We start from the raw sequence: 16,077 nt of genomic DNA on the forward strand, positions 1-16,077 counted from the left end.
GCTCATTTTCTACTCCATGCCTGTTGCGTGCCCACGCCCAAGCGTTGCGCAGTGGCACGCACATGCGCATGGGTGATCGCCACCGCCAGCGCATCGGCGGCATCGGCCTGCAATTTCCCGCTCAAGCTCAACATCAACCCGACCATGTGCTGCACCTGTTGTTTCTCCGCCGCGCCCTTACCGACAAGCGCCAGCTTGATTTCCTTGGCGGCGTACTCGTGCACCGGCAGGTCGCGCAGCACCACCGCGCAAATCGCCGCGCCACGGGCATGACCAAGTTTCAGCGCCGCATCGGCGCTCTTGCCCATGAACACCCGCTCGATCGCCACTTCCTGCGGCCGATACTCCTCGATCAGCGCATCGAGTCCGTGCAGCAGACGCTTGAGCCGCTGCGAGAAATCGCCCTCACCGAGCAAACGCAACGGCGCATGGTAGACGTGCCGAGCACGGCCAGCAGCGTCCACGTCGATGATGCCCACACCTGTGCGCTGCGAACCGGGGTCGATGCCGAGAATGCGAACGTCGCCAGGACTGAAGGCCGGCGACGTAGGACGCGAAGGGCTTGCCGCGCGAGGACCGGATGGTGGCAAGGCACGCCACGACGAGGGCGCGTCAGGCGCTGGCAACGCGCTGTATCGCGTCGCGCTCCCGGCAAGCCCACCGGATCCCGGCGAACACACCATCAGCCCCCGCCACTCAATGCAGCCTGATCCACGTTGGAGTAAACATTCTGCACATCGTCGAGGTCTTCCAGCATGTCCAACAACTTGCGCACTTGCATGCCGGTATCGCTGTCCACCGCGATATCGTTGTCGGCGCGAAACGTGATGTCGGCATGGTCGGCAACCAATCCGGCCGCGTCCATGGCGTCCTTGACCGCCTGGAAGGTATCCGGCGCGGTCAGCACGTCAATCGCCCCATCCTCTGGATAGACCACGATGTCGTCGGCACCGGCCTCGATCGCCGCCTCGGTGATTTTTTCCTCGTCGGCACCGGCGGCGAAGCTGAGCACGCCCAGACGTTTGAACATGAAGGCGACGGAACCTTCGGTGCCCATGTTGCCACCGCACTTGCTGAAGGCATGGCGCACGTCGGCCACGGTACGGACGCGGTTGTCGGTCAGGCAGTCCACGATCACCGCCACTCCGCCCGGTGCGTAGCCCTCGTAACGGATTTCCTCGTACTCCACCCCTTCCAGCTCGCCGGTGGCTTTCTTGATCGCGCGCTCGATCACGTCCTTGGACATGTTAGACGCCAGACCCTTGTCCATCGCCACCCGCAGCCGCGGATTGTTCGACGGATCGCCGCCGCCTGCACGCGCGGCAACGCCGATCTCGCGGATGATCTTGGTGAAAATCTTGCCACGCTTCGCATCGGATGCGTTCTTGCGGGCTTCGATCGAGGGGCCTCTACCCATGGGGCGTTCCGGACATCTGTAAGGACAGACGGCGAATCTTACTCGATTGCACTGCCACGCCCCATCGCTGTGCGCGATTCATCCGGCGAAGCGCCCGTCGCGCAAGAACGCGGCAACCTGGCGCGCGGCCTGCGAGGAGAGCAAAAGGCCGCTATGACTGGCCCGGACCTGGCAATGGTCGCTGAGCCCCGGCACCCAGGTCTCGGCGAGGGCCACGGTCCCGTCGGAAGCCGGACCCAAGGCAGCAAAACGCATCCCCAACCCACGCGGCAACGTTCCGGCGATTGAGCCGACCTGCGCTGCGCCATCCCAGCCGCACAATCCACGTTGCAACAACGCGGCGCTGCGCCCCAACACCACGCCAAGGCGGCGCTGAACCAAGGCCCCAGCGACAGCACTGCCTGCCAATGGACTGCCAAGACACACCACCCTGGTCACTGGCAGCGCGGGCATCTGGCGCAAGGCATGCAGTGCGATCAGGCCCCCCAAGCTGTGCCCGACCAGGGCCACTGGCCCCGAGACCGCCAGACGCGCGATGTGCGCATGCAACTGCGGTAACGCCGCATCGGCACCACCGAAGACCGTCGAATAGCCGACACAGGTCACCTGGAACCCCTGACGGCGCAGCCGCAGCGCCAATGGCAGCAGGTATGGCCGCGCATTCCAGAGCCCATGCAGCAACAGCACCTGCGAAGACATGCGCTCAGCCACGAGTGACGCCAACAAGGCAAGCGCCGTCGTCTAGAAAAACACCACAACGATCCTGGCGCAGGTCGCGAGGCATGGCTTGAACCAGGGCGATCTGGCGTACACGCCAAGCGCGACCGTCATTGCACAACCGCTTCATGCGTATCGACTAACCACGCAGCGCCGGCCTGCGCAGAATGAACTCCAGGTCGCGGACCTGCCCCACCGGGAATTCGTAGGTCCCCACCTTCTCGAAACCGTAGCGCGCATAGAAGCGCTGCGCAGCGAGATTCTCCGACCACACGCCCACCCACAGCGTGCGCGGACCATCGCGCTCCAGCCAAGCCAATGCAGTCTCGAACAGACGACTGCCCCAGCCACTGTTCTGGTAGGCGCGCAGCAGGTACAGCCGCTTCAATTCGCCATCGCCGGGCCGCACCTGCACATGCGGCAACCCGCACGGGCCAGCCGCGGCATGCCCGATCACCGCGCCATCGTGCTCGACCAGCCAGAGCGCATAGTCCGGATGCGTCAACACGAGCTGCGCACGCGCGAGCGAATACGCCTCATCCAGAAAGGCACGCAGGTCCGATTCGGAATAGAGATGACCGAAGGTTTCGCTGAACGTCGCCGTCGCGATCCGCGTCACCGCCTCGGCATCGTCGAGCCCGGCGCGGCGAATCCGCACCGCTCAGCGCGCCGTGTGTTCTGCGTCGGAGGCCTCGTCGTCGCTTTCCTCCTCGCCTTCTTCTTCCTCGCCTTCTTCTTCCTCGCCTTCTTCGTCCTCGTCGTATTCCTCGTCCTCGTCGTCCTCGTATTCATAATCGTCTTCGCCGAAATCCTCGCCATCCCAGCGGCCTTCCGGATCCTCTACGAAGGCCAGCGGTGCGTTGGCGCCTTGACCCACACGCACCAGCCACCCGCCGAATACGCGCGCACGCTGGGTGACGATGGCATCCACTGCACCGTCATTACCGAGGGTTTCCCACTCCAGATTGAATGCGTTCTCGCTCATGTGACTCTCTTCGCTAAGACAGGTGGATAGATAAAGAAAACTACAGCGCGCGTGGCCGTACCTGCACGTGCACCTCGGCCAATTGCGTATCGGCAATCGGCGACGGCGCATCGGTCATCAGGTCCTGCGCGCCGGTGGTCTTGGGGAACGGAATCACGTCGCGAATCGACTCGGTGCCCGCCATCAATGCCGCGATACGGTCGATGCCAAAGGCGATGCCACCGTGCGGCGGCGCGCCGTAGTTCAGCGCATCGAGTAAAAAGCCGAACTTGGCCCGCGCCTCCTCGACCCCGATGCCCAGCAGCTCGAACACTGCGCTCTGCATGTCCGGACGATGGATACGGATCGAACCGCCGCCGATTTCGTTGCCGTTGAGCACCATGTCGTAGCCACGCGACACGGCGGTCTTGGCATGTGCGCGCAACGTGGCGATATCGTCCACCGCCGGCGCGGTGAAGGGATGATGCAGGGCCACGTAACGCTGCGCTTCCTCGTCCCATTCGAACATCGGGAAATCGGTGACCCACAGCGGGCGCCACCCCTCGGCGATCAGGCCGAAGTCCTTACCCGCCTTCAGTCGCAATGCGCCCATGAAATCGGACACTTTGTTATAGCCACCAGCACCAAAGAACACGATGTCGCCGCGAACCGCACCGACATGAGCAAGCAGCGCGGCGAACACGGCCTCGCTGAAAAACTTCTGGATCGGCGAGCTGATCTCGCCAGTGTCGGCGATCTTGACGTAGGCCAGGCCCTTGGCACCGTACTTGGCGGCATGCGCGGCGTACTCGTCGATCTGCTTACGCGACAGGCTGGCGCCGCCTGGAATCCGCAGCGCGGCGACGCGGCCATCCGGATCGTTGGCCGCACCGGCAAACGCCGCGAAATCGCACGCTTTGACCTGTTCGGCCACGTCCACCAACTCAAGCTCGATGCGCAGATCCGGCTTGTCCGAGCCATAACGGCGCATCGCCTCGGCCCAGGTCATGCGCGGGAAGCTGGCATCCAGTTCGACATCCACCACATCCTTGAAAATGGCGCGGATCATCGCTTCAACGAAATCCTGCACGTCGCGCTCGCGCACGAAGGCGAACTCCATATCGAGCTGAGTGAATTCGAGCTGGCGGTCGGCGCGCAACGCCTCGTCGCGGAAGCAGCGCGCAATCTGGTAATAGCGGTCGAAACCGGCCACCATCAGAATTTGCTTGAACAACTGCGGCGACTGCGGCAAGGCATAGAACTCGCCCGGATGCATGCGCGCCGGAACCAGAAAGTCACGCGCGCCCTCCGGGGTGGCCTTGGTCAGAATCGGCGTCTCGATGTCCTGGAATCCACGCTCATCCAGGTAGCGGCGCAGCGCCTGCACCAGCTTGATCCGCGTGCGCTGCATGCGCTGCATCTCTGGGCGACGCAGGTCCAGATAGCGGTACTTCAGCCGGGTCTCTTCGCCCGGGTTCTCATGCGCATGGAACGGCAGCGGCGCGGCTTTATTGAGGACGGTGATGGCGCTGGCGATCACTTCAACCTTGCCGCTGCGCAGTTTGTCGTTGACCGCGTGGCGGGCGCGCACCACACCTTCGACCTGCAGGACATCCTCGTAACCGAGACTGGCGGCGACCTTGAACACCTCGGCGTTCTCTGGCTCCACCATGACCTGGACGATGCCCTCGTGATCGCGCAGATCGATGAAACACACCCCGCCGAGATTGCGCGCGACATCGGTCCAGCCGGCCAGGGTGACGGTTTGGCCGATCAGCGTCTCATCGACCAGGCCGCAAAAGTGGGTACGCATCGCAAGCTCCAAGCAGGGGGGCGACCGGCGCAGAAGGCACCGGCAAGCCGGATATTCTGCGGCGGCGCGCCGGCCCGGGCAAATCGCCGCTGGCACAGCCGGCCTTGGCCGCAAGCGACATCGCCAGCAAGGTCACGCCCACGCTGCGTGGAGCCGCGTTGACTGACGAGCCGCCCGGCGAAACCGTGCGGCGTTCTAGGGCGTGGCAGGCTTGGTCGAGGCTGCAGGCGCCGACGCTGGGCTCGACGGCGCAGCCGCTGGCTTCGGCGCGGGCTCGGAGGGTGCCGCCGGCTTTGTCTCGCCGCCGCTGTCGGATTCGACCAGATTGCGCTTCTTGTCCCCCTCCTTCTTGAAATCGGTCTCGTACCAGCCACTGCCGGACAAACGGAACGCCGGGGCGCTGAGCTGACGTTTGACCGCAGGCGCGGCGCAGGCTGGACAGACTTCAGGATCCGGATCGGACAACTTCTGCAGGCGATCGAAACTGTGACCGCACGCAGCACACTGGAACGCATAAATCGGCATGGCGGCAAAAACACAACAGGAACGGGAAAGCGAGTATGAGGGCCAGCCGCCCACTTTCAAGCACGAGGGTTCAGCTGGAGCCGGATGACGACCGCGGCGACTCCTCCGGGGCCGCCAACGGCATGGCCGCTGCGGCCGTCGATGGCGCGGCCGCGGTGACGGCCTGCGCCTGGTCGGGCATCGGCGCGACGTTGGCATGCCCTGGTGCTGCGGGGGCGGGCGTGGCCTCGACCAACGTCACATCGAAGGGCATGCGCAACAACAGCGCAGGCAACAACGTGCTCAATGCCGCATACAACAGCAACCCGCCGAACAGCGCATCGGCGATGGCGAAGCGATCACGCAAAATGCCGGCCAGCACCAGAGTGAAAATCAGTGTCGGTGTCAGCGCCAACGAGACCCGCAGACTGCTGCGCGCGTCCTCGCCGAACAGCATCCGCCGCTGCAACCAGACCATGCCGATGCGTAGCGGCAGCACGCAGACAGTCATTGCCAATCCCAACCCCAGCGCATGCAAGCTCAGCGCCCCGCTCGGCACCTTGGTGCCCGCATTGAAGAAGTAGAACGGCACGAAGAACGAAGCGAACAACCTGACCGCATGCAAATTCTCGTCGGAAGCCAGCAACGGCATGCGCTGGCGCAACAGGCGCGCCACCAACCCCGCGATAAACGCACCGACCAGGTAGTACACGCCCAGCCAGTAAGTGATGTAGGCCGCGATCAAACCCACCATCACCAGCAGCGAAAATTCCGATCCCGGCGCCTGTGGCGCGACCCAACGGCCCAGCCCCACGAACAGCAACGGCAGACCGATCAGCATCGCCGCCAATGCCAAAGTGGAAAGCCCCATCCGCCACGGATCGCTGGCCTGCAAAATCGCGAACAGGGCCGCCAGCGCCAGCAATTCACCGGCGATGGCCTTGCTGGTGACCCAGAACCGCTCCTCCTCGTCGAGCCCCAGCCTCCCCAACGAATCGATGATGAACCCCGTGGACGGCGTCAGCAGGGCCAGGGCCAACAGACCTGCGGCCTGCCACGGCAGCCCGGCATAGCGCCAGCCCAACCAAGCGGTGCCGAACAAGGTGCCACCGCGCACCAGCAGGTGCAGCAGTAACGGCCACAATCCGCGGCGCAACGCCTTCAACTCCACCTCCAGGCCCGCGAACAGGAACAGTGAAGAAATGCCGAGCGTCGCCAGCAGGCTCACCACTTGATCGTGCGCTTTGGACCCCATCGCTAGCATCGCCACGATGCCGAACAACAGGCAACTCAACGGCGCGGGCATCGCGAAACGCTGCAGCGCACGCGGAATGACCAACAACGCGAAGATCAACAGCAGATAGATCAGTTCGTGAGACATCGAGCAGTCCGTCCTGTCGCGCATACCTTGTCGCGCTCGGCGATGAGGATGCCGTAGGTGATGTCGCGGATTCGTTTGCGGGGGCAATGGCGATGATGACGCTGCATCCGTGCCCGTGCCATCGCCACGCAGCATCGCGACCGACAGCGCAAGCCTGCGTCGACGGCAGACACCCGACACATGCTTTCGCCACACCATCCCATCGCCGCGCCACATCAAAGAATCCAGGGCAAACATGCGAAGCGAGCAGCGCATCGACATGCAACATCGCACCGGCGTGGACAACCGCGACAGCCCCTTCATCGTACAGCCCAGTCGCATCGAAGACGCATTCATCGTCGATCTTTCAGCACTGTATCGCCGACCAAGCGCCGGCCACATGCCAAGCTCCCGCCAGCGGCCTATCATGGTCGGTGCCGCTTTCGTTTCATGCCTGCCATGACCGACCTCACTCGCCGCCGCCTGCTCCGCGCGGGCCTTGCCGCCAGCGCCGCCAGCCTGCTACCACCAAGCATCGCGCGCGCCGCCGCGATCGCGCCGGATGTGCGCAGCGGCACCCTGAACGACCTGCAGCACGTGGTGATCCTGATGCAGGAGAACCGCGCCTTCGATCACTACTTCGGCAGCCTGACCGGCGTGCGCGGCTTCGGCGACCGCTTTCCGATTCCCGCACCGCCATTGCCGGGAACGCCGCCGCGCAGCGTGTGGCTACAGCCCAGCGCCGATGGTCAACGACTGCTTGCACCATTCCCCCTGCACACCGCGCGCGACTTCGCCACCATGCGTGTGCAGGGCACGCCGCATACCTGGCCCAACGCGCAGCAGGCCTGGGACCACGGCCGCATGGGCCGCTGGCCAGCGGCCAAGCGCGACCACGCACTGGCGCACTACGAACGTGCCGACCTGCCATTCCAATTCGCCCTGGCCGACGCCTTCACCGTCTGCGACGCCTACCACTGCGCGATCCAGGCCGGCACCAATCCGAACCGGGTGTTCCTGTGGACCGGGCAAAACGATCCGCACGCACGCGCTGGCGGGCCGGTGATCGCCAACTCGCACGACAATTTCCCGGAATTGGGCGGCGATCCCAACGACTACCGCTGGCACAGCTACGTCCAGGCACTGCAGCAAGCCGGCGTGTCCTGGCAGATCTATCAGGACATGGCCGACAACTTCACCGACAACCCCCTGGCCGGATTCGCCGCGTTTCGCGCGGCGTGGCGCGGCGCGCCAGGGCACGATCCGCAACTGCGCACACGCGGCGTCGGCACCCGCACCCTGGCGCAGTTGCGCGAGGACGTGCTGACCGCGCGCCTGCCGTCGGTGAGCTTCATCATCGCCGACGCCGCCGGCAGCGAACACCCCGAACCTTCCAGCCCTGCGCAAGGTGCCGCCTACACTGCGCGCGTGCTCGATGCGCTCACCGCCGCTCCAGAGGTCTGGGCGCGCACCGCACTGCTGCTGATGTTCGACGAGAACGACGGTTTCTTCGACCACGTCCCGCCACCCGCACCGCCCTCGCCCGACCCGTCCGTGGCCGGCGGCTGGGCCGGCGCATCCAGCGTGAACACCCATGGCGAATACCACCTGCATCCTGCGCCCGGCGAGGACAAGGTCGATCCGCCGGAACTGCGCGGCCGTCCCTACGGCCTGGGTCCGCGCGTGCCGATGTACGTGATTTCGCCGTGGAGCCGTGGCGGCTGGGTCGATTCGCAGGTCTACGATCACACCTCGGTATTGCGCCTGCTGGAACGCCGCTTCGGCGTCGTCGCCCACGGCCTGACCCCATGGCGCCGCGCCGTCTGCGGCGACCTGGTCGATGCCTTCGATTTCCGCCAGGCCGACACGCGTCCATTCGTCGCTAGCCTTCCCGACGTGCGTGCCGCAGCGGCACGCGCGGCCACATTGCGCGAACACGCACTGCCGCCGACACCAACGCAGATAGCGTCACCACAGCAACCCTTCGGCGTGCGCCGCGCGCGTGCCGTGCCGTATCGCCCCAGCGTGCAGTTGCAGACCGACGTCGCGCACCGCACGGTGCGGCTGCGCATGCACAACAGCGGCGCGGCGACCGTGCTGCACGTCTACGACCGCCATGCCCTGGACGCGATTCCACGCCGCTACACACTCGGACGCGACGCCACGCTGGAAGGCACCTGGACACTCCACGATGGTCACTACGATCTGTGGCTGCTCGGCGCTAACGGCTTCCATCGCCATTACCGCGGCACACACGCCACACCGGCGCTGATCGCCGAGGTAGAAGCCGCCACCCCCACGGCCGACACGCTGCGCCTGCGCCTGCATTCCACTGCGACGCACCCACAACGCATTCGCGTGCGCCCCGGTGCCTACACCGACGCAATGCCAGCGTTGGAACTGGAACTGGCGCCTGGAAAAACCGTCGAGCAGCACTGGCCGGCCGCCCCGAGCGCCGGCTGGTACGACGTCTGGTTGCTACACGACGACGGCGGCGCACAACGCCTAGCCGGCCGCGTGGAAAGCGGACGACCGGGCCATACCGATCCGGCGCTCGGCGGTCCGGCGCGGCTGTACCAGTCCGAGGTGAGTAAGCAACCGGGCTGATTGCAAGGGGTATTGCCTGCTGGCTGACGCGATCACACTTGCCTTCGATGCCTGCCAATTGAAGCCGCGCCTACCTCGCCAATGGGCTGACGACTACCGTGCATCGATCACCCCGGCCACCACGCCACCACCGCTTGCGCCACGGCTTTCAGCGCCGCGTCGCGTGCATCGCTGTCGACGGTCGCCATGTTCAGATAGGCGGTCAGCAACAAGGGAGCCGACCTGCCCGGCGGCCACACGATGGCGATGTCGTTCCGGCTGTCGCTGCCGTTGTTGCCCGTCTTGTCGCCAATCTTCCAACCTGCCGGCAAGCCCGCGCGCAAACAGCCGTCACCGGTGCGATTGTCGATCATCCAATCGATCAGGCGCTGGCGCGAAGCCGGCTGCAACACATCGCCCAACAGTAACGTGCGCATGGTGGTCGCCATCGCGGCGGGCGTGGTGGTATCGCGTGGGTCGTCCAGGGCGAAGCCGTTCATCGATGGCTCGTTGCGGTCGGAACGGGTCTGGGTGTCGCCATGCGCGCGCAGGAAACGGGTCAGCCCCGGCGGATCGCCGACCAAGCGCAACAACAGATTGGCCGCCCCACCATCGCTGAAGATCATGGCCGCCCGACACAGCGCATCGACGCTGAGCGTGCCACCGACATGCGGCTTGGTCACCGGCGCGTAGGACACCACGTCCACAGCGCGAACCCGCACCCGCTGATCCAGCCCCATCTCACCACGATCGACCCGCTGCAGCACCGCGGCAACCAATAGAAATTTGAAGGTGCTGCATAACGGAAAACGCTCCTGCTCACGCCGACCGATGCGCTGGCCGGTGCCACTATCGAGCAGATAAACGCCCAGCCGGCCGCCACTGCGGCGCTCGATCTCGGCGAGCCGCTGCTGCAGCGCCAGCGTCTTGTTTGAAAGCGGTTTCCCCTGCGCGGCGGCTACCACCAGCGCGCTTGCGCCCACGCCCACGCCCTGCAAAAACCGTCGTCTGCTCAGCATCGTCCACCTCCGTTAGCAGCCCGGATGATGGCCGGCTTGACCCAGGCCGACCAGCGAGGTTATTCCATTACTACCATAAGAAAAATTGATGCCTTGCGATGAGTCGTCCGCATCTGCCGTTGAATGCCCTGCGTGCCTTCGAGGCCGCCGCGCGGCACCAGAACCTGACCCGTGCGGCGGCCGAACTGTGCGTGACCCAAGCCGCGCTGAGCCATCAGATCAAGCATCTGGAAGCACGCCTGGGCGTGGTCCTGTTCCAACGCCTGCCGCGCGGCGTGGCACTGACCGACGAAGGGCAGCGCCTGCACCCTGTGCTGACCGAGGCGTTCGACCGCATTGCCGCCACCCTGCAACGCTTTGCCGGCGGCCACTACCGCGAGACATTGCGCGTGGGCGTCGTCGGCACCTTCGCGGTGGGCTGGCTGCTGCCGCGCCTGGATGCCTTCCACATCGCGCATCCGGACATCGAACTGCGCGTGTACACCCACAACAACCGGGTCGATCTGGCCGGTGAGGGCCTGGATCTGGCGATCCGTTTCGGCGACGGCGATTGGCAGGGCCAATGCGCCACGCCGATCCTGGAAGCGCCATTTGCGCCAGTCTGCGCACCGGTCCTGGCACACACCCTGCGCACACCGACGGACCTGGCCAAGACGACGCTGCTGCGCTCCTATCGACAGGACGAGTGGCCGCGCTGGCTACACGCTGCCGGCGCAGCCGAGGTGCAGGCTAACGGGCCGATCTGCGACGCCTCGCTGACCCTGGCGAGCATGGCCGTGGCGGGTCACGGCGTGGCCCTGCTGCCGCTGCGACTGTTCACGCCGGATCTGGACGCCGGACGCCTGCTGTGTCCGTTCCCGCTCCCCATCGACCTGGGCCGCTACTGGTTGACCCGCTTGCGTTCGCGCGCCGAGAGCGACGCCGCCCGGCGTTTGCGCGAGTGGTTGCAACGCGAGCAAGCCAAGACCACAGACTGAGTCCGGGATCGCTTCACCGCACGCAGATACCAGCCCGCTGGCCGATGCTGCCGCCGCTCATGGCGACCGCCTGCCGTCATGAGATCTGCGCAGCCGGATCGCGCCGGATGCGTGCGAGCACCGCCCATGACGATGCCTGCGCGAAGCGATTTAACCGCCGTCGATCAACTCCATCCATGCCTGCTCGGCCTGCGCCAGTTGTTGCGCAGTGGCTTCGCGGTCGCGACCGAGCACGGCCATTTTCTCCGGATCGGCGTAGTGGCGGGGATCGGCGAGTTGGCGATCGAGTTCGGCCAGCATCGTCTCCAGCTCGCCCACGCGCTTCTCGGCGGCCGCGAGCTTGTGCGGATTTTGTGGCTTCTTCGTCGGCAACGGTTTGACCACTGGCGGCGGGGTCGGCGCGGCCTCGGCCAGCTTCTGCTTGGTGCCTTGCGCGGCAGGGCGTGTCCGCAGCCAGGCGGCGTATTCGTCAAGATCGCCGTCGAACGGCTCGACCACTCCATCGGCCACGCGCCAGAAATTGTCGCAGACCAGGCCGATCAAGTGACGGTCATGCGAGACCATCACGATCGCCCCCTCGAAGTCGCTCAGCGCCTCGGCCAACGCTTCGCGCATTTCCAAATCCAGGTGATTGGTCGGTTCGTCGAGCAACAGCACGTTGGGCTGCTGCCAGGCGATCAACGCAAGCGCCAGACGCGCGCGTTCACCACCGGAAAAACCATCGACCGGCTCGAACGCGCGGTCGCCAGGGAAATTCCACTTGCCGAGAAAATCGCGAAACGCCTGATTGCTCGCGTCCTTGTCGATCTCGCGAAAGTGTTCCATCGGCGACTGGCCTTCGTGCAGCGACTCCACCGTGTGCTGAGCGAAATAACCGATGCGCAGATCCGGATGCGCCATACGCTCGCCGGCAATCGGCTGCAGTTCGCCAACCAGTGTCTTCACCAACGTGGTCTTGCCGGCGCCGTTGGGGCCGAGCAGGCCGATGCGCTGGCCAGCCTCCAGACCAAAACCCACGTTGTGCAGAATCACCGCATCACGGCCATAACCGGCCTGCACATGATTCAGGCGGATCAACGAAAACGGCAACTTGGCCGGCGGCGACAGCTCGATGCGGAATTCGCGCTCGGCCCGCACCGCCTCGGTGCCGGCCAATTTCTCCAAACGCTTCATCCGGCTCTGCGCCTGCGCGGCCTTGGATGCCTTGGCCTTGAAGCGGTCGATGAAGCTTTGCAGATGGGCGCGCTCGGTCTGTTCCTTCTCGTGGGCGATCTGCTGCTGGCGCAGTTGTTCGGCGCGTTGGCGCTCGAAATCGGTGTAACCGCCCGTGTACAACTTGGCACCACCGCCATGCAGGTGCATGGTGTGGGTGGCCACGTTGTCGAGGAACTCGCGGTCGTGCGAGATCAACAGCAGCGTCCCCGGATACTTCAACAACCACTGCTCCAACCAATACACCGCGTCCAGGTCCAAGTGATTGGTCGGCTCGTCGAGCAGCAACAGGTCGCTGGGCATCATCAGCGCGCGGGCCAGGTTCAAGCGCACCCGCCAACCGCCGGAGAACGAGGACACCGCGCGGTGATGGGTTTGCGCCGGGAAACCCAGACCATGCAGCAATTTACCGGCCCGCGCTTCGGCATCGTAAGCACCTAATTCGGCCATTTTCGTGTGCGCGGCCGCCACCGCTTCCCAATCTTCGCGCGCACTCGCCGCCGCTTCTTCGGCCAGGACCGCCGCGACGACGGTATCGCCACCGAGCACGAAGCTCAACGCGGGGTCCGGCAACGACGGGGTCTCTTGCGCGACGCTGGCGATGCGCACTTTGCCAGGCAGGTCGACATCACCCTTATCGGCCTCCAGCTCGCCCTTCACCGCGGCAAACAAACTGGACTTGCCGGCACCATTACGGCCCACCACTCCCACGCGATAACCGGCATGGAGAGTCAAATCGACATTGGACAACAGCAGCCGCTCGCCGCGGCGCAAGGCGAAATTACGTAACGAAATCAAGGCAGGGCACTCGGCTAGCGAGGCGGCAGTGTATCCGCTTCGCTCGCGATGGCCCACCAGCGCGGTCGAGCGACAGCCCAAACGAGGGGGGCAGCGCGCCCATCCGACCGAGCGGCGCAATTTGTATACACACTCACGTTAAAAAAAGATTTCAATCAGGAGGCTGCCACTGCAGCGCAACATGCCCCTCTCTTCACGGGAATCCCTCAGCCCCGCCATCCCCCGGCCAATTGGAGTCTACGACCGATGTTGCATCGCCCCGCTCCCCTGTTCAGCGCCATCCTGCTCGTTCTCGCCTCAGGCAATAGCTTCGCTCAAGAAGACCAGGCCCCTAAGACCCTGGACAACGTCATCGTCACCGGCACCCGCATCACTGACCGAACAGTGGCCGAATCGCAGTCGCCCATCGACATCATCAGTCCCGAGGCACTCCAGGAATCCGGCGCCAGCGACCTGGGCAGCGCCCTGGGCAAATTGTTGCCATCGCTGAATTTCCCGCGCCCGGCGATCAACGACGGCAACGACGCACTGCGTCCGGCAACCTTGCGCGGCCTGTCGCCAGATGCGGTGCTGGTGTTGCTCGACGGCAAACGTTACCACACAAGTTCGTTAGTCAATTACAACCCTTCGGTCGGTCGCGGCTCGGCGCCGGCGGACCTGAATTCGATCCCGATGTCGGCGATCGCGCGGATCGAAGTGCTGCGCGACGGCGCCTCGGCGCAATACGGCTCCGATGCCATCGCCGGCGTCATCAACATCGTGCTCAAGCACGGGGCCAAACCCGGCAGCAACAGCGTCTCGGTCAACGGCGGCATCATGGACAAGGGCGACGGCGCGCAAAACGGCGCGGATGGCTCTTATGGGCTGGCCTTCGGCGGCACGCAAGGCGGCGAGGCCCCCGGCTGGGCACGTGTGTCCTGGAACTACCAGAACGCGATGAACACCAATCGCGCCGAGAACACCGACAAGTCCACCACCCTGGCGGGCGCGAACAATCCCAGCGGCATTCCTTACGAACGCTACGGCGATCCGGCGGTCAAAACCTATCAAGGCCTGCTCAACTTCGGCTACGCACTGACGTCCAACATCAACCTGTACGGCTATGCCAATTTTAGCCGCCGCGATGTGCTGTCCAACGGCTACTACCGTGCCTGGAACAACACCAACCGCAATGTGCAGGCGGTCTACCCCAACGGCTTCCTGCCGCAGATCTACAACCCGGCCAACGACCGTGCCGCGGTCCTGGGCATCAAGGGCAGCACCGACAGCGGCTGGAACTGGGACGTCTCCGCCGACTACGGCGAGAACGACGTGACGTTCGACCTGCGCAACACCATCAACACCAACCTGTACTGGAGCACCGGCGCCTCGCCAACGCGCTTCAACGCCGGCGGCTTCCGCACCAAACAGGGCGTACTCAACGCGGACGCCAGCAAATCCTTCGACTGGGGGCTGGCGTATCCGGTCAATCTCGCCTTCGGTGCGGAATATCGGCAAGACAAATACATGGTCGTGGCCGGTTCGCCGGATTCGTATTTCTTCGACCAGAACACCATCAACCCGAATACCGGCAGCCCCTATCCGGGTGGCTCGCAGGTGTTCCCAGGGCTAGCACCTGAATTGGCCGGCGACTTCCAGCGGCACAGCAAAGCCGTGTATGCCGACCTGGAAACCAACCTGACCGAGAAACTTTCCGGTGGCCTGGCCGCGCGCTACGAGGACTACAGCGACGCGGGCGCGACACGCTCCGGCAAGCTGTCGGCACGCTATCAGATCAACGACGCGTTTGCCCTGCGCGGCACCGCTTCCAACGGCTTCCGCGCACCGTCGCTGGCACAGCAGAACTACACCTCGGTGGTGACCCTGCTGCAAAATGGAAAGTTGAATCAGATCGGCACCTACCGTACCTCCGACCCCGTGGCCATCGCACTGGGCGCCAAACCGCTTGTACCGGAAAAATCCAGCAACTACAGCCTGGGCGCGGTCTGGCAATCCGGCACGGATTTCAGCTCCACGCTGGATCTGTACCAGGTCCGCATCTGGGATCAAATCCTGTACACGGACCAGTTGGCACTGACTGTCCCGATCGGCCAGGTCGCCGCGGCGCAGTTCTTCGTGAACGGCGCCACCACCCGCACCCGCGGCATCGATTGGGTGAACAACTATCTGCTCGATCTCGACCAAGCCGGCAAACTCAACCTGAGCTTCAGCGCCAACTACAACAAGACCGAGATCCTGGAAGTCTCCAATCCCAACTTCAGGCGCGCCAGCCAGGGCCTGCTCACCGACGCCACGCCGCATACCAAGTATGTCCTGAGCGCCGAATGGAACCTTGCAAACTGGAGCTTGCACGGCGACGCCACCCGCTACGGCGCGATCACCCGCCGCGGCGATAACAGCGACGGCAGCCAGGATCAAACCTTCGCCGCACGCTGGCTGTTGAACGCGTCCACCAGCTATACCTGGCGCGACATCACCTTCACCGTTGGCGTGGACAACCTGACCAACCAATACCCCACGCGCACGGCATTGAACAACATCTACGACGATCGCCCCAACGGCTTGCAATACTCCGCGCTATCGCCGTTCGGCTTCAATGGCCGCTACTGGTACGGAAAGATCGGCTACCGCTTCTGAGCCGGCACCTGCGCCCTTGGCTGCCCATACCGGCGGCCAAGGGCGCATTGGCATCGCAGACCCAAACGCATCG

Annotated in this window: 13 protein-coding genes; 3 read left to right on the plus strand and 10 right to left on the minus strand. The window is 64.8% G+C overall.

What is annotated here, in order from left to right:
* Positions 1 to 2: 2 nt before the first annotated feature.
* From ruvC to XALGPE39_RS11310, 8 genes are all read right to left on the minus strand, one after another.
* Complete coding sequence (gene ruvC, locus XALGPE39_RS11275; protein ID WP_082061960.1) at positions 3 to 515, minus strand: crossover junction endodeoxyribonuclease RuvC; 513 nt, start codon at positions 513 to 515, stop codon at positions 3 to 5.
* Positions 516 to 682: 167 nt separating this feature from the next.
* The gene (locus tag XALGPE39_RS11280) at positions 683 to 1,417 is read right to left on the minus strand and encodes a YebC/PmpR family DNA-binding transcriptional regulator (RefSeq protein ID WP_045728264.1); all 735 of its coding nucleotides are present in this window, start codon (positions 1,415 to 1,417) and stop codon (positions 683 to 685) included.
* 78 nt (positions 1,418 to 1,495) lie between these two features.
* Entirely contained in the window at positions 1,496 to 2,116 is a 621-nt protein-coding gene (locus XALGPE39_RS11285) for an alpha/beta fold hydrolase (RefSeq protein WP_045728265.1), read from the minus strand.
* Positions 2,117 to 2,273: 157 nt separating this feature from the next.
* Entirely contained in the window at positions 2,274 to 2,792 is a 519-nt protein-coding gene (locus XALGPE39_RS11290; RefSeq protein ID WP_045728266.1) for a GNAT family N-acetyltransferase, read from the minus strand.
* A gap of 3 nt (positions 2,793 to 2,795) precedes the next feature.
* The gene (locus XALGPE39_RS11295) at positions 2,796 to 3,119 is read right to left on the minus strand and encodes a hypothetical protein (RefSeq protein ID WP_045728267.1); all 324 of its coding nucleotides are present in this window, start codon (positions 3,117 to 3,119) and stop codon (positions 2,796 to 2,798) included.
* 40 nt (positions 3,120 to 3,159) lie between these two features.
* Positions 3,160 to 4,911: an aspartate--tRNA ligase gene (gene aspS / locus XALGPE39_RS11300; protein ID WP_045728268.1), complete on the minus strand. Its 1,752-nt coding sequence runs from the start codon at positions 4,909 to 4,911 to the stop codon at positions 3,160 to 3,162.
* A 195-nt stretch (positions 4,912 to 5,106) separates the two neighbouring features.
* The gene (locus tag XALGPE39_RS11305; protein WP_045728269.1) at positions 5,107 to 5,436 is read right to left on the minus strand and encodes a zinc ribbon domain-containing protein; all 330 of its coding nucleotides are present in this window, start codon (positions 5,434 to 5,436) and stop codon (positions 5,107 to 5,109) included.
* A 70-nt stretch (positions 5,437 to 5,506) separates the two neighbouring features.
* Positions 5,507 to 6,796, minus strand: a complete 1,290-nt coding sequence (locus tag XALGPE39_RS11310) for a cation:proton antiporter (protein ID WP_082061891.1) — start codon at positions 6,794 to 6,796, stop codon at positions 5,507 to 5,509.
* Between the two features lie 438 nt (positions 6,797 to 7,234).
* Here XALGPE39_RS11310 and XALGPE39_RS11320 point away from each other — a divergent pair, with 438 nt between their 5' ends.
* Entirely contained in the window at positions 7,235 to 9,382 is a 2,148-nt protein-coding gene (locus tag XALGPE39_RS11320) for a phospholipase C, phosphocholine-specific (RefSeq protein WP_045728271.1), read from the plus strand.
* A 107-nt stretch (positions 9,383 to 9,489) separates the two neighbouring features.
* Here XALGPE39_RS11320 and bla read toward each other — a convergent pair whose 3' ends face one another.
* Positions 9,490 to 10,380 carry a class A beta-lactamase gene (gene bla / locus XALGPE39_RS11325; protein WP_045728272.1) on the minus strand — a complete coding sequence of 297 codons (891 nt, stop codon included), beginning with the start codon at positions 10,378 to 10,380 and terminating at the stop codon, positions 9,490 to 9,492.
* A gap of 98 nt (positions 10,381 to 10,478) precedes the next feature.
* On the opposite strand from bla, the gene XALGPE39_RS11330 reads away from it, so the two are divergent.
* On the plus strand, positions 10,479 to 11,357 hold the full coding sequence (locus XALGPE39_RS11330; RefSeq protein WP_045728273.1) for a LysR substrate-binding domain-containing protein: 879 nt from the start codon (positions 10,479 to 10,481) through the stop codon (positions 11,355 to 11,357).
* Positions 11,358 to 11,507: 150 nt separating this feature from the next.
* Here XALGPE39_RS11330 and XALGPE39_RS11335 read toward each other — a convergent pair whose 3' ends face one another.
* The gene (locus tag XALGPE39_RS11335) at positions 11,508 to 13,367 is read right to left on the minus strand and encodes an ABC-F family ATP-binding cassette domain-containing protein (RefSeq protein WP_045728274.1); all 1,860 of its coding nucleotides are present in this window, start codon (positions 13,365 to 13,367) and stop codon (positions 11,508 to 11,510) included.
* A 246-nt stretch (positions 13,368 to 13,613) separates the two neighbouring features.
* On the opposite strand from XALGPE39_RS11335, the gene XALGPE39_RS11340 reads away from it, so the two are divergent.
* Positions 13,614 to 16,004, plus strand: a complete 2,391-nt coding sequence (locus XALGPE39_RS11340) for a TonB-dependent receptor (RefSeq protein ID WP_045728275.1) — start codon at positions 13,614 to 13,616, stop codon at positions 16,002 to 16,004.
* The last annotated feature ends 73 nt before the right edge of the window (positions 16,005 to 16,077 follow it).

The sequence above is a fragment of the Xanthomonas sp. GPE 39 genome (genome assembly GCF_000963005.1).
Lineage (GTDB): Bacteria > Pseudomonadota > Gammaproteobacteria > Xanthomonadales > Xanthomonadaceae > Xanthomonas_A.